This window comes from Amycolatopsis sp. NPDC051716 (assembly GCF_040681595.1).
GTDB lineage: Bacteria > Actinomycetota > Actinomycetes > Mycobacteriales > Pseudonocardiaceae > Amycolatopsis.
The window spans coordinates 25,031-38,418 of record NZ_JBFAZA010000046.1 but is presented as its reverse complement, the minus strand read 5'-3'; the positions used below and the strand labels follow the sequence as shown (position 1 = coordinate 38,418).

Sequence of the window (13,388 nt, the reverse complement as noted above, 5' to 3'; positions counted from 1 at the left end):
CCGACGCCGTCCTGGCGGAACTCGGCGCGTGAAGCGGGTCCTCCTCGCCACCCTCCTGCTGCTCGCCGCGTGCAGTGCCCCCGCGGCCGCACCCGCACCCGCCCCCTCCCCGAACTCGCCCCCACCTGAGGCGCCCCCGGCGCTCGGCACGAACGGCGCAGCGGTCCCCGTGCTGCGCTGGGCGCCCTGCCACGGATCGTTCCAGTGCACGCCCGCGACCGTGCCGCTGAGCTACCGCGAGCCGCGGGGCGCCACGATCACGCTGTCGGTGATCCGGCTGGCGGCGGGCGATCCGGCGCGGCGGCTGGGCTCGCTGTTCGTCAACTTCGGCGGCCCGGGCACGGACGGCGTCGGCGAGCTGACGCGGTTCGCCGCCCGCTACCCGCCGGAGCTGCGGGCCCGGTTCGACCTGGTGAGCTTCGACCCGCGCGGGATCGGCGGCTCGGCGCCGATCAGCTGCCCCGGTGCGGACCGGCTGCCTCCGGCCGGATCGCCGCTGCGGCAGCCGGACGCCTTCTTCGCCGCGAGCGCGGCGACCGGCAAGGCCTGCGCGGCATCGGGTGCCCTGCTGACCCACCTCTCGACGGCCAACGTCGCGCGGGACCTGGAGCTGCTGCGCCAGGCCACCGGCGACGCGGCACTGAACTTCTACGGCTAATCCTACGGCACCTATCTCGGCGGCACCTACGCGAACCTGTTCCCGGACCGGGTCCGCGCGATGACCCTCGACGGCACGCTCGACCTGGTCGCGAACGCCATCGGGAAGCCGGGGCAGGAGAAGCAGCCGGTGGACGTGCGGGCCGGGGTCGCCGGCGCGCAGGAAGAGGAGCTGGACCGGTTCTTCGCGGTGTGCGCCGCGGCCGGGCCGGAGTGCGCCTTCTCCGCGGGCGATCCGAAGCGGAAGTTCGCCGGGATCTTCGCGCACGCGTCACGCGGGCCGGGCGTGGCCGCGCTGATGAAGACGGTCACCAGTGCGCTGTACCAGTCCGGCCGGTGGAAACGGCTCGCGCAGACGCTGGCCGCGATGCCGGCGGATCCGGGCCCCGCGGTGCCGGTGCTCGACCCGTACGTGCCGGCGCACTCCCCCGGCTTCCTGGCCGTCCAGTGCGTCGACAGCGACAACCCGCAGTCGCCCGCGGACTACGCGGCGCTCGCCGCCGGGGAAAGCGCGCGCCGGCCGTACTTCGGGCTGAGCGCGGTGTTCTCGATGGCTCAGTGCGTCGGCTGGCCGGCCCGCGACGAAGACCGCTACACCGGCCCGTGGAACCGCCCGCGGAAGAACCCGGTCCTGGTGCTGAACAACCGGTTCGACCCGGCGACGCCGCTGGCCGACGCGCGGGCGACGGCAGCGGAGCTCGGCGACGGCCGGGTGCTCGAAGTGGACGGCTACGGCCACACGTCGCTCGACGTCCCGAGCGCGTGCGCCTCGGCGGCCGTAATGCGGTACCTGACGGACCTGGCCGCGCCGCCGGTGGGCACGACCTGCGCGCCCGACGCGGTTCCCTTTCCCTGAGGGAAATTCGCCGACCCGGCCGGAATGCCCAACGGCCCGGCGGGACAGGGTCCAAAGACCCTGCCGCCGGCCGGGCGCGAGTGGTGTCATCAAGAGGTGCAGGCCCGCCGCAGGGCCGGTGCGGGGACCTCGGGCCCCGGCGGGCCGCACACCTTCTTCACTCCGCCATGACGCGGATGGGCTCCCCCGCCTGGTAGGCCGCGATGTCCTCGACCGCGTCACCGTAGAAGATCTCGTAGACCTCGCGGGCGACGAAGCCGATGTGCGGCGTCAGGACCGCGTTGTCGAGTGTCCTCAGTGGATGGTCGGCGGGGAACGGCTCGGTGTCGTAGACGTCCAGCGCGGCCGCGCGGATCTCCTTGCGCCGCAACGCGTCCACCAACGCCGCTTCGTCGACGATCGGGCCGCGCGAGGTGTTCACCAGCAGCGCCGTCGGCTTCATCGCGGCGAGCTCGGCCGCCCCGACCAGGCCGCGGGTGCGCTCGCCGAGGACCAGGTGGACGGACAGCACGTCCGAGCGGGCGAACAGCTCGTCCTTGGTCACCGCGGTGACGCCGTGCGGGTCCGCCTTCTCCTGCGTCAGGTTCTGGCTCCAGGCGATGGTTTCCATCCCGAAGGCCTGCCCGATCTTCGCCGCGCCCGCGCCGAGCCGGCCGAGGCCGAGCAGGCCGAGCGTCTTGCCGTGCAGCATGGTGCCGACGGAGGTCTGCCAGCCGCCCTCGCGCATCGACCGGAACTCCTGCGGCAGGTTCCGCGACGCGGCCAGGATGAGCGCCCAGGTGTGCTCGGCGGTCGGCTCCCCGAGGTAGCCGGTGGCCGACACGACGACGCCGTTGCGGCGCGCGGCGGCGACGTCGATGGCCGCGTTCCGCATGCCGGTGCTGACCAGCAGCTTCAGGTCGGGCAGGGCGTCGAGCACCGCGGCCGGGAAGCGGGTGCGCTCCCGCATCGCGACCACCGCTTCGAAGCCCTGCAGCTGCTTGACGACGTCGGTCAGGGGTTCGGTGAAGACCGTGATGTCGGCCTTCAGCGAGTCCCAGTCACCGAAGGTGAGGGCGGCGTTCTGGTAGTCGTCGAGAATGGCGATCCGCATGGCCTCACCGTAGTAGGTGGGGCTGCTCAGCCGCTCCCGGCGGCGGGCGGCTCGCTGGGGAAGAGGATCGGGCTGAGCAGGTACCGGGTGCGCCCGGGTGCGGCCGGGTTGGCCAGCCGGGGGAGGATCGCGGCGCGCAGTTCGCCGACCAGCGCGGCGAGTTCGTCCCGGTCGAGCCAGACCGCGTGCTGCTGGTAGCCGACGGGGTCGGCGCGCGGGTCGGCGTCGTCGCGGTCGAGGTAGGCGTTGAACTCGGCGACCAGGGCGGCCAGCGCCACGGCGAACCCGCGCCGGTGGTCCTCGGGCGACATCGACGCGGCCGTGCCGGGGTCGACGGAGGCCCGGTCCCGGCGCAGCCGGTAGTGGCGCTCGACCGCGCCGCGGACCCGGCGTTCGTCGGCCACCTCCAGGACGCCGCCGGCGGCGAGCAGGTCGACGTGCCGGTAGAGCATGGCTTTCGAGACGTCCGGCAGGAGCGTGCCGAGCTCGGCGGTGGTCAGCGTCCGGCCGCCCCGCATGGCGTGCACGATCCGCAGCCGCACCGGGTGGCCCAGCAGTTCCAAGGTGTCCACGACCCAACAGTCTCATATGGTGATACCGTTCGCAAAATACGAGAACGGTGGGGGTCGAGATGAAGACAGGCACGGATCCGGCGGCGGTTGCCACGGCGATCGTCGGCATGACGGCCACGGGACGCTATGCGGAGGTCGAGGCGCTGTTCGCGCCGCGGCTGCGGGCGGCGGCGTCCGCCGAGACGCTCCGCGTCGGCTGGGAGACGGAGATCGCCAAGATCGGGGCGGTCCGGGCGGTCGGCACCCCGGTGAGCGAGCCGGCCAAGGCGGGACTGGTCCGGGTGAGCGTTCCGGTGACCGGAGCGCACGGGGGCCTCACGATGGTCATGTCGGTCGACGACGCCGGCCTGCTGCACGGCCTCCGGCTCGCACCGCCGTCCGGCACGACCTGGGAGCGGCCGGCCTACGCCGAGCCGGACCGGTTCACCGAGCACGAGGTCACCGTCGGCGCCGGGCCGCTCGCGGTGCCCGGCACGATCACCCGGCCCCGGGGGCGTGGCCCGTGGCCGGGCCTGGTGCTGCTCACCTCGGGGCCCGCCGACCGCGACCTGACGACCGGGCCCAACAAGCCGTTCAAGGACCTCGCGTGGGGGCTGGCCTCCCGCGGCGTCGCGGTGGCCCGGTTCGACAAGGTGACCCACGTCCACCCCGAGGCCGGCGCCGCGGCCGGCTTCACCATGGCCGACGAGTACGTGCCGCACGCGGTCGCCGCCGTCCGCCTGCTCCAGCGGCAGCGGAAGGTGGACCCGGCGCGGGTGTTCGTCCTGGGGCTCAGCGGCGGCGGCAAGGCGGCTCCCCGGGTGGCGGCCGCCGAGCCGTCGGTGGCCGGCCTGGTCAGCCTGGCCGGTGACACGCTGCCGCTGAGCCGGGCGGCCGTCCGGGTCGCCCGCTACCTGGCCGAGCTGAACCCCGGCCCGGCCAGCACGGCAGCCGCCGAGACGGTCGCGCGGCAGGCGGCGCTCGTCGAGGACCCCGGCCTGTCCCCCGCGACCCCGGCGGCGGACCTGCTGTTCGGCTGGCCGGCCTCGTACTGGCTGGACCTGCGCGGCTACGACCCGGTCGCGACCGCGGCCGCGCTGGCCAAGCCGATCCTGATCCTGCAGGGCGGCCGCGACTACCAGGTGACCGTGACCGGCGACCTCGCGCGCTGGCAGGAGGGCCTGGCCCACCGGCCCGACGTCACGATCCGCGTCCACGACGCCGACGACCACCTGTTCTTCCGCGGCGAAGGACCGTCCACGCCTGCCGGGTACGAGTCGCCGCAGCACGTCGACCCGGCCGTGGTCACCGAGATCGCGGACTGGGTTTCGACGCACTGAGCGTGCACCACGCCCCGGTAACGGCCGACGTGACCCAGCTCTCTTGAACGCGTTCAAAAACCGGGTTACCGTGCTTCTTGAACACGTTCAAAACAAGGAGGAACCATGGACCTGATCATCGTCGCCTACGCGCTCTACCTGCTGCTCAGCATTCCGCTGACCGTGCTCGTCGCCCGGACGCTGAGCAAGCACGGCCGCACCTTCCTCACCGAGGTCTTCGCGGACAGCCCCGGCCTGGCCAACGCCGTCAACCAGCTGCTGGTCGTCGGGTTCTACCTGGTCAGCCTGGGCTTCGTGACGCTGTTCCTGACCAGCAGCACCCGGGAGCTGACCGCGCGCGGGGTGTTCGAGCTGCTGTCGGTCAAGATCGGCACGGTGGCGCTCGTGCTCGGCGTCATGCACCTGCTCAACGTCCTGGTCTTCAACGGCATCCGGCGTCGCCACCTGGCCCCGCCGCTGCCCGCGCCGGCACCGCTGCCCTACCCCGGCATGCCGCAGGCCCCGCCCTTCCCGGCTCCCTGACGGCCGCGGCGCTAACGTGCAGCGCGTGGCCAAGAGCGAGGAAACGCGGTCCCTGATCGTCACGACCGCGATGCGGCTGTTCACCGAGAACGGCTACGACCGCACGACGATGCGCGCGATCGCCGCCGAAGCGGGCGTCTCCGTCGGGAACGCCTACTACTACTTCTCGTCCAAGGAACAGCTGGTCCAGGGCTTCTACGACGAGATGGCCGGGCAGCACCTGACCGCGGCCCGCCTGCTGCTGGACGGCGAGACCGGCTTCGCGGCCCGGTTGAAGGCGGTGCTGCTGTGCTGGCTCGACGTCGCCGAGCCCTACCACCGCTTCGGCACGCAGTTCTTCGTCAACGCGGCCGACCCGGAGTCGCCGCTGAGCCCGTTCAGCGACGACTCTTCGGCCGCCCGCGAAGCGTCGATCGGCCTCATGCGCGAGGTCGTCGAGGGCTCCGACGTCAAGCTCGACCCGGAGCTGCGCGGACAGCTGCCGGAGCTGCTCTGGCTCTACCAGATGGGCGTGGTGTTGTTCTGGGTCCACGACCGCTCGGCCGGCACGAAACGCAGCCGGCTGCTGGTCGAGCGCAGTGTCCCGCTGCTGGCCCGGCTGGCCGCGCTCTCCCGGCTGCGGGTGTTCCGGCCCGTCAGCCGGGAGATCGTCGACCTGATCCAAGAGCTCGCTAAACGGGACTGACTGTGTGTAACACCCCGAGGGCCGACAGCGACCTCTACGTGGTCTGTCTCAGCACCGCGAGACAGCGCTCACTCAGAGACGGAGACCGAGGTGCCGCTGAGCCTTGCGCAGATGATCCCCTACGCGTCGGGACTGATCGTCACGGTGGCCGGCTTCGTCTATCAACGACGCAAATACCTGAAGTCCCTCACCCGCGATCTCGGTCTCGAAACCTTCCCGCAGTACGTTCTCCGGGGAGTCGGCTCCCGAATCACCCGGCACCTGCGCCCACGGATCGCCGCGCGGCTCAGCCTGCGCGACTTCGCCCTGAACCGGCTTGCCGCGAGCTCGAACCGCCTGCCCGTGCCTGCCGCGATACCTGTCGAACTCGTCTTGGACGACATGTTCGTTCCGTTGACCGCCATCGCTTCCGATCGAACTAGGATTTCGGCGACGAAGATCGTGCACGGCGAGTACCACCGGATCCTGCTCGTGGGAGACCCGGGATCGGGAAAATCAACGCTCGTGAAGAGAATCTATCGTGATATCTGCCGACGGGCCATCACGGCCGGCGATGTCAAGACGTCGCACATCCCCGTTTTCATCGAACTCAAGAGCCTCGGTTCGACCGGGAAGACCGCCTCGACGGACAGTCTCATCACACTGATCGAAACGCACGTGACCTCGGTCAACACCTACGCGAGCAAAGACCTGTTCGACTCGTTCGTGAACGCCGGCCGGATCACGGTCCTCCTCGACGGCCTGGACGAGATCAACACGAGCGAATTCGCCGCCCTGTCCGCCGAAATCACGAACCTCTGCGATCACCTGGCCAAGAAGCATCCCGCCAACCGGGTGATCGTGACGACCCGGCGTCAGCTTTACGTGAACCTTCCCGCCAACTTCACCGAAGCCTTCGACGCGCACTTGACCCTGGAACCATTCACCGCGGACGACATGTACGAGTTCCTCCGCAAGTGGCCCTACCGCAGCGAGCCGGATCAGCACCTCGCCCGGATCTTCGGCAACCTGTCGGCGCAACCGAACATCCGCAGCATGTGCGAGACACCCTTGATCCTCGCCATGTACGTCGCGACCGACCAGGTCACCGGCGGCGACAGCCTGCCCGAAACGCGGCCGGACTTCTACCGGGCGGTGGTCGACGAGCTCCTGGTGCGACGGCGCAACCGGCAGCTCGGCCTGACCACCGGCCTCAACGTACTGCGCCGGACTCGTCAGCACCTGCTGGGCAGGGTCGCACTCGAGCACCTGCTCGACGGAAACCAGTCGCGGAACGCGCTGGACTGGGACAAGGCCATCTCGATTTTCCAGGAGGACGAGGGCCTCTCGGAGCTGGAGGCCGGAGAACGCATCCGCGAACTTTCCCGCGACACCGGCCTGTTCACCGAAGAAAAGCCGGAGGAGACTCTCCAGTTCGGGCATTTGACCTTCTGCGAGTTCCTGGCCGCGGACGCGGTCGATCGCGGAGACGGCCGGACTTGGCGGCGGATCACCCGGGCGATCGAACAGACCGGTGACGAAGAACGCGGCCATCGGTTCGGCGAACGGCTCGCGGAGGTGATCGTCTTTTCGCTCGCCCTTCAGAAGAACGACCGGGTCCGGCAGGAGCGGCTGTTGTGGGCAAGCCGCGCCGGTTCGATCGAACTGGGCCTGCGAGCCATGATCGACAGCCAGCCCTACGACGACGAAACCGTGATGTCGGAGCTCGACCGCATCGCGGATCTGGTCAGCTCCCAGGACAATCGGGATGACAACTGGTTCCACCTCTTCCGCTTGGTCGCCATCGCTCTCCGGGATCGCGAACTAGCCGAGAGTTCGATAACCGGGCACCGCCCCAGCTATCTCAAGCCCTTCTTCATGGAGGCAACCACCGGCGCGAAGGACGGCTTCGATCCGCTCTTCCTGTCCTACATGCGGATTGACCCGGGAGCGGCCGTGGAACTGGCCCGGTCGATCGGCATCGAGATGGCCGCAGACCGGCCGGAACTCCTGATCAAGGTCCTCGACGAGCCCGCCGTGCTCGCCCATGCGATCGCCAGGTTCCAGGAGACCAAGGAGAGCATGCGGAGGTGGGCACCCATTCTTGCGGTCGGCGCCTGTTATCACCCGAGCGTGCGCACGCGCCTGCAATCGATCAGGCCGGACCTTGTATCGGCGCACGACTGGCTCCGGCCCGAGAGAAACCGGAAGACCTGCTGGTATCACGACTTCAGCCTCGGGGAATCCATCCTCGGCGTCGTTCTGGAGGCTGGCTGCCGATGGCCCGGAACGTCGGCCACCTTGAAATTTCTCCAGACTGTACGCCCTCGCCGGAATCGCGCAATCGACTTTGCACGAAAGACCATATCAGTGATCACACTTGCCGCACTGATTTCGGTATCCATCTCCATATACTTCGCAATTAGGATTGCCCACCCTTCACAAGGGATAGCATTTACATTAATCGGCTCGCTTGCAAGTGCCACAAGCATCTTCGCATTTTATAATTTTCTTTGGCGTCGACACCTGGTTTTCAGAGTGCGACAACCCGGACACCTCTCCGGGAAGAAGCTCCTGAGCGTGCCTCGCCTTTCATTATTTTGGACGGTGGAGGCGACTTATCGGCATCCATATTCGAGCACGTACAGCCTGATCAATCCACCAAAGGAAAGAATCCATGATTCTCGGTTCAGTTCATCGCTTCCGCTCCTGACCCCGACACTCATGGTTCTGAGCCCAAGCAGCCGGTTCGTCGTTGCCGACATCCTCCTTCCCGCACTGGCACGACGCGAGATTGACGCCGAATTTATCGAGCTACCCGACAGCGAACCGCACGCCTTCGAGCAAGGCTGAAGGGAACCTTGCAAAAGGCCTCCTTCAGCCTTATCTCATCCTTCGCTACTGACCGCGCGGAAGTACAGGAACCGCGGCTTGGTCCGCAGGTTCGCCGTCCACTGCGGATCGGCGGCCTCGGCCTCCGGGAGCGGCATCGGCTCCACCAGGCGGTCCACCGCGAAGCCCGCGTCACGGACCGCCTGGAACGTCCAGCTCAGCGGGCGCCGGTGGAAGCGCACCACGGTGCCGGGCGGGAACTCGTCCTCCAGCAGCTCGAGCTCGAAGTAGTTCTCCTTGCCGAACCACCGCCAGTCCTCGCCCGGGTGGTGCACCGAGAACACCAGCGCCCCACCGGGTTTGAGGATCCGGCGGAACTCCGCCAGGGCCGGGCCCCAGTCCGCCAGGTAGTGCAGCACCAGCGACGCGGCGATGACGTCGATCGAGCCGTCCGGCACGGGGAGCGGCCCGGCGATGTCCGCGACCTCGAACCGGGCGACGTCGCCGAACTTCCGGCGCGCGACGGCGATCATGCCCGCGCTCGAGTCGACGCCGAGGACGTCGGCGCCCCGCTCGGCCAGGAGCGCGCTCAGGTGCCCGGCCGCGCAGCCGGCGTCGAGCACGCTCAGCCCGTCGACGGCCCCGGCCAGGTCGAGGATCGCCGGCCGGTCGTAGAGGGCGTTGGTGACGGACTTCTCCGCGTGCTCGGCGTAGGCCTCGCTGTGGCCGTCGTACTGCGCGGCCCGCGCGCGGCCGAGGATCTCCTCGACCACCTCCGTCTTGGCGTCGGAGTAGTGCTGGATGTACTTCCACTCCCTCGCGGCGAGCTCACGCTTCTTCGCCGCGTACAGCTCCCGCTCCTCCGGGTGCGAGCGCAGGCGGTCCCGGAAGAGGCGGTAGCGCGGCGTCTGGCCGTTGCCCGGCGAGTAGACGTGCAGGTTGATGTTCGTGTCCGGGCCCTTGAAGCAGCGGTGCTTCTCCCAGTCCGGTTCACGGATGACGAGCCGGTAGCCCGCCGCTTCCAGCGCCGGGACGTAGGTGTCCTCGTCGGCGGAGTCCGGCACCTCCAGCAGGATGTCGACGATCGGCTTGGCGCACAGCCCCGGCACCGACGTCGAGCCGACGTGCTCGAGCACGAGCACCCGCTCCCCCAGCACGCCCCGGATCCGCTCGGCTTCACGCTCGAAGAGCCGCGGCCACTCCGGGTCGTAGTCGGCGAGCGTGACGGTCGAGTTGAGCTTCGGCGGTTCGCCGACCCAGGCACTCTGGACCTTTTCGTCGCTCAACGCTTCTTGGCTGGTCATTCCGGTAGACCCCCTTCAGCAAGGCAGTCGACCAGATTATCAACGCGCGCAAGCGCTTTTCCTGAATCGGCACCGTCCGGATCAGCACCGTCCGGATCAGCACCGTCAGCTGATCGGCAGCGGCAGCAGGCCGCCCGTCGCGGCACGCAGCGCGTCCCGCATCGCCGCCCGCGGGGCCGGCCGGCCGGTGAAGTGCTCGGCCTGGCCGAACGCCTGGTGCAGCAGCATGTCCAGCCCCGTCGCCAGCCGGCCCCCGCGCGCCGCGACCGCTTCGGCGAGCGGTGTCGGCCACGGGTGGTAGATGACGTCGAGGACGTGCCCGATCGCGGCGAGCTCGGCGACGTGCGCGGCGACCGCGTCCGGCGGGACGGTGTTCACCAGCACCGCCGCGGAGCCCAAGGCCGCGAAGTCCGTCTCAGCCCAGCGCAGGACGTCGACGTCGAGCCCGGCCCGCTTCGCCGCGTCGAGCGTTTCGCCGGCCCGGGCGGGTTCGCGCACGACCAGCCGCACCTGCCGGACCCCGAGGGCGGCGAGCCCGACGACCGCCGCCGCCGCCGTTCCGCCCGCGCCGAGCACGACCGCGGTGTCCGCGGGGGACGGCTCGTAGCCGCCCGCGGCGCGCAGCGCGCCGGCGACTCCTTCGACGTCGGTGCAGTCCGCGAGCCAGCCCCGCGCGGTGCGGACCAGGGTGTTGGCCGCGCCGACGGCGGCCGCGCGCGGCGTCACCTCGTCCGCGTGGTCCAGCGCCGCGCGCTTGCCCGGCATGGTGACCGACAGCCCGGCCCACTCCGGGCCGAGGCGCCCGACCAGGCCCGGGAGCTCCTCGGCGCTCGTCTCGATGCGCTCGTAGGTCCAGCCGGTCAGGCCGAGCGCGGCGAACGCGGCGCCGTGCAGCACCGGGGACAGCGAGTGCGCCACCGGTTTGCCCAGCACCGCGGCCTTGCGCGGCTCAGATGACACCGCGTTCCTTGGCGAGGTCGCGGTTCTTGTTGTGCTCGTCGTTCGAGACCGCGAAGCAGGACAAGCCGTTCTTCTCGCACTTGACGAAGAACAGCCATTCGCCGTCCGGCGGCTTCACCGCGGCCTTGATCGCGTCCGAACTCGGCACCGCGATGGGCGTCGGCGGCAGCCCGGTGTTCCGGTAGGTGTTGTAGGCGCCGGATTTCGCCCGGTCGGCTTCGTCCGTCAGCAGCGTCGGCCGGTCCAGCACGTAGTTGACCGTGGAGTCCATCTGCAGCCGCATGTTGATCTTCAGCCGGTTGTAGATGGTCCGCGAGAGCTTGCCGAAGTCGGCCTTCACCGCCTCGCGCTCGATGATCGAGGCGATGATCAGCGTCTGGTACGGCGTCATCCCGGGGCCGGTCGCCTGCGGGCCGAGCCCGGCGTTCTGGATCGCCTCGGCCGAGGTGTGCACCAGCTGCCCGAGGATCTCCTGCGCGGTGGACCCGGGCTTCACGTCGTAGACGCCGGGCGCGATCAGGCCTTCCAGCCTGCGGTCCTTGCGGTCGGCCTTGTTCGCGGGCTCGATCGCCCAGTCCGGCACACCGAGCTGCTTCAGGTCCGCCGCGTCGACCGCCTTGCGCAGGTCGTCCGCCGAGACGCAGGTGCTCTTGCCGTTGAGCTGCGCGCAGGACGCCTTCGCCATCAGGCTGTACACGCCGGGCGTGACCTTGCCGTCGGGCTGGGTGATGTCGTCGAACTGCGTGTACGGCCGGACCTCCAGCTGTCCGACGCGCGATTCCGGGGTGGTGATCCGGTCGACCGCGCTGGCCCCGGACATGTGCGACTTCATCACGTAGAAGCCGTGCTGGACCCGAGCGAGCTTCGGGTTGCCCTCGCCGGCCTTCACGAACGCCTTGCTGCTGGCGACGACGCCCGCCGTGGTGAGCTTCGCGCCGATCGCCGATGTCGTGTCGCCGTCGTCCACCTGGAACACGACGTCGTCGGTGCCGGCGCCCTCGAAGTCGTCGTAGCCGAAGAACCTGTTGAAGCCGTACCAGGCTCCGCCGGCGAGCAGGGCGATCACCGCGATCGCGGCGACCCAGCCCAGGGCGCGCTTGCCCTTCTTCCGCGGCTTTCGGGGCTCTTCGTCGTAGTCGTCGTACTCCTCGTCGTACTCCGCCTCGTCGTAGTCCTCGTAGTCGTCGTACTCGTCGTAGTCCGCGTACTCGTCGTCCTCGGCGAGGCGGCCGGGCTCCTCCGGGGGCGTCCTCGGCGGTTCTGCCGGGGGTAGCGGGGCCAGCGCGGGCAGGACGTCGGTCACCGGCTCTTCGCGGGCCGGCGGCGCCGGCGGGCGGCGGCGCGGCTCGGCGCCGGGTTCGGGCACGCCGGTGGAGCGGTCACCCGGTTGCGCGGGCCGCCGTGCGGGCGGTTCGGCGTCGGGATCCGGCGCCGCGCGGCGCCGCCGTGAACCGGCGACCTCGGCCGCGTCGGGCGCGGTCCGGCGGCGGGCCGGCGGGCCAGCGGCCTCCGCCGGCTCGGGCGCCGGGGCACGCCGGCCCGGCGGGGGCTCGGCCGCGTCGGGATCGGCGCGGCGCCGCCGTGCGGGCGCCGGCTCGATCCTCTGGGGCACGGCGCGGCGACGAGGCGGGCTGTCGTCGGCCTCGTCGGGGTCGGGAGCCGGGCGACGCCGGCGCGACGCCGGCGGCTCGATCTCGGCGCCCGCGTCGGGGTCGGGAGCCGCGCGACGCCGGCGCGACGCCGGCGGCTCGACCTCGGAGCCCTCGTCGAGGCCGTGCCGGGCGTGGGCGGCGCGGGCCGGGGCGGCTCGCCGCTCCTGCGGGTCGAAGTCGGTGTCGGCCGGGGGCAGCGTGGCCGGCGGCTCGAGGCGGCGACGGCCGGGCTGCGGCGCACCGCGGCGCGGGTCGTAGGCCGGCGGTTCCTCCCGCCGGGCCCGGCGGGAGGGCTGGGGCAGGTCGTGCTCACCGCTGGGTGCCTGGCCGCGGCGCGGCGGCAGCTCGTGCGGCCCGCTCGGCGTGCGGCGCGCTTCCGCGGCCCGCGGGTCGGCGCGGCGCGGTGCGGGCCGGGACGGCGGCGGGGTGGCCGCTTCCGGCTCGCGCAGTCGCCGGCGCCCGCGTGGGGGTTCAGGTGGCTGCTCGTTCATCGGTCTCCCTCCCGGGCGCGGTGCGCAGCGGCGGCGTCGATCCAGGCCTGCAGGATCTCGACGGCGGCGGCCTGGTCGACCACCGCACGCTGCTTGCGGCCTTTGACCCCGCGCTGGGAGAGGATGCGGGATGCGGTGACCGTGGTCAGCCGCTCGTCGCCCAGCCGGACCGGCACGGGCGCTATCCGCCCGGCCAGGCGTTCAGCGTACGCGATCGCCAGCTCGGCCGCCGGACCCTGCCGGTTGGCGAGCGTTCTCGGCAGGCCCACGATCACCTCGACCACCTCGTGTTCGGTGACGAGGGCGGCCAGGTGGTCCAGGTCAGTGTCGTCGGTCGCATCGCGGGAGAGGGTAACCAATGGCGAAGCGAGCACCGGGGCCGGATCGCTCAGCGCCACCCCGACCCGGACGGATCCGACATCCACTCCGAGCCGACGGCCGCGCCCCGGATCGTCCTTGCCTGGGC

At 70.9% G+C, this 13,388-nt stretch carries 12 protein-coding genes; 6 read left to right on the top strand and 6 right to left on the bottom strand.

What is annotated here, in order from left to right:
• The first annotated feature begins 28 nt into the window (after positions 1–28).
• Positions 29–658, top strand: coding sequence for a hypothetical protein (locus tag AB0M30_RS41460; RefSeq protein WP_364596299.1), 630 nt, complete (start codon positions 29–31; stop codon positions 656–658).
• Between the two features lie 60 nt (positions 659–718).
• Entirely contained in the window at positions 719–1,513 is a 795-nt protein-coding gene (locus AB0M30_RS41455) for an alpha/beta hydrolase (protein WP_364596296.1), read from the top strand.
• 157 nt (positions 1,514–1,670) lie between these two features.
• On the opposite strand, the gene AB0M30_RS41450 is transcribed toward AB0M30_RS41455, so the two are convergent.
• Together AB0M30_RS41450 and AB0M30_RS41445 are read right to left on the bottom strand one after the other, a co-directional pair.
• Positions 1,671–2,606 carry a D-2-hydroxyacid dehydrogenase family protein gene (locus tag AB0M30_RS41450; protein ID WP_364596293.1) on the bottom strand — a complete coding sequence of 312 codons (936 nt, stop codon included), beginning with the start codon at positions 2,604–2,606 and terminating at the stop codon, positions 1,671–1,673.
• Positions 2,607–2,632: 26 nt separating this feature from the next.
• On the bottom strand, positions 2,633–3,178 hold the full coding sequence (locus tag AB0M30_RS41445) for a helix-turn-helix domain-containing protein (RefSeq protein WP_364596290.1): 546 nt from the start codon (positions 3,176–3,178) through the stop codon (positions 2,633–2,635).
• 59 nt (positions 3,179–3,237) lie between these two features.
• Between AB0M30_RS41445 and AB0M30_RS41440 the strand changes: the two genes are divergently transcribed.
• The 4 genes from AB0M30_RS41440 to AB0M30_RS41425 all read left to right on the top strand — a co-directional run bounded on the left by AB0M30_RS41440 (position 3,238) and on the right by AB0M30_RS41425 (position 8,536).
• The gene (locus AB0M30_RS41440) at positions 3,238–4,497 is read left to right on the top strand and encodes a hypothetical protein (RefSeq protein ID WP_364596287.1); all 1,260 of its coding nucleotides are present in this window, start codon (positions 3,238–3,240) and stop codon (positions 4,495–4,497) included.
• A 105-nt stretch (positions 4,498–4,602) separates the two neighbouring features.
• Complete coding sequence (locus AB0M30_RS41435; protein WP_360183517.1) at positions 4,603–5,019, top strand: hypothetical protein; 417 nt, start codon at positions 4,603–4,605, stop codon at positions 5,017–5,019.
• 25 nt (positions 5,020–5,044) lie between these two features.
• Positions 5,045–5,704 (top strand): TetR family transcriptional regulator, encoded by a 660-nt coding sequence (locus tag AB0M30_RS41430; RefSeq protein ID WP_364596284.1) that lies wholly within the window; start codon positions 5,045–5,047, stop codon positions 5,702–5,704.
• Between the two features lie 90 nt (positions 5,705–5,794).
• Entirely contained in the window at positions 5,795–8,536 is a 2,742-nt protein-coding gene (locus tag AB0M30_RS41425; protein WP_364596281.1) for an NACHT domain-containing protein, read from the top strand.
• Positions 8,537–8,571: 35 nt separating this feature from the next.
• Here AB0M30_RS41425 and AB0M30_RS41420 read toward each other — a convergent pair whose 3' ends face one another.
• The 4 genes from AB0M30_RS41420 to ruvX all read right to left on the bottom strand — a co-directional run bounded on the left by AB0M30_RS41420 (position 8,572) and on the right by ruvX (position 13,347).
• A complete protein-coding gene (locus tag AB0M30_RS41420; RefSeq protein WP_364596278.1) occupies positions 8,572–9,819 on the bottom strand; it encodes a GrpB family protein in 1,248 nt (415 codons plus the stop codon).
• A 105-nt stretch (positions 9,820–9,924) separates the two neighbouring features.
• A complete protein-coding gene (locus tag AB0M30_RS41415) occupies positions 9,925–10,752 on the bottom strand; it encodes a shikimate dehydrogenase (protein ID WP_364596371.1) in 828 nt (275 codons plus the stop codon).
• A 16-nt stretch (positions 10,753–10,768) separates the two neighbouring features.
• Positions 10,769–12,922: an endolytic transglycosylase MltG gene (gene mltG / locus AB0M30_RS41410; RefSeq protein WP_364596275.1), complete on the bottom strand. Its 2,154-nt coding sequence runs from the start codon at positions 12,920–12,922 to the stop codon at positions 10,769–10,771.
• Complete coding sequence (gene ruvX / locus AB0M30_RS41405; RefSeq protein ID WP_233225854.1) at positions 12,919–13,347, bottom strand: Holliday junction resolvase RuvX; 429 nt, start codon at positions 13,345–13,347, stop codon at positions 12,919–12,921. Before ruvX ends, mltG begins: the two co-directional genes overlap by 4 nt.
• Positions 13,348–13,388 lie beyond the last annotated feature (41 nt).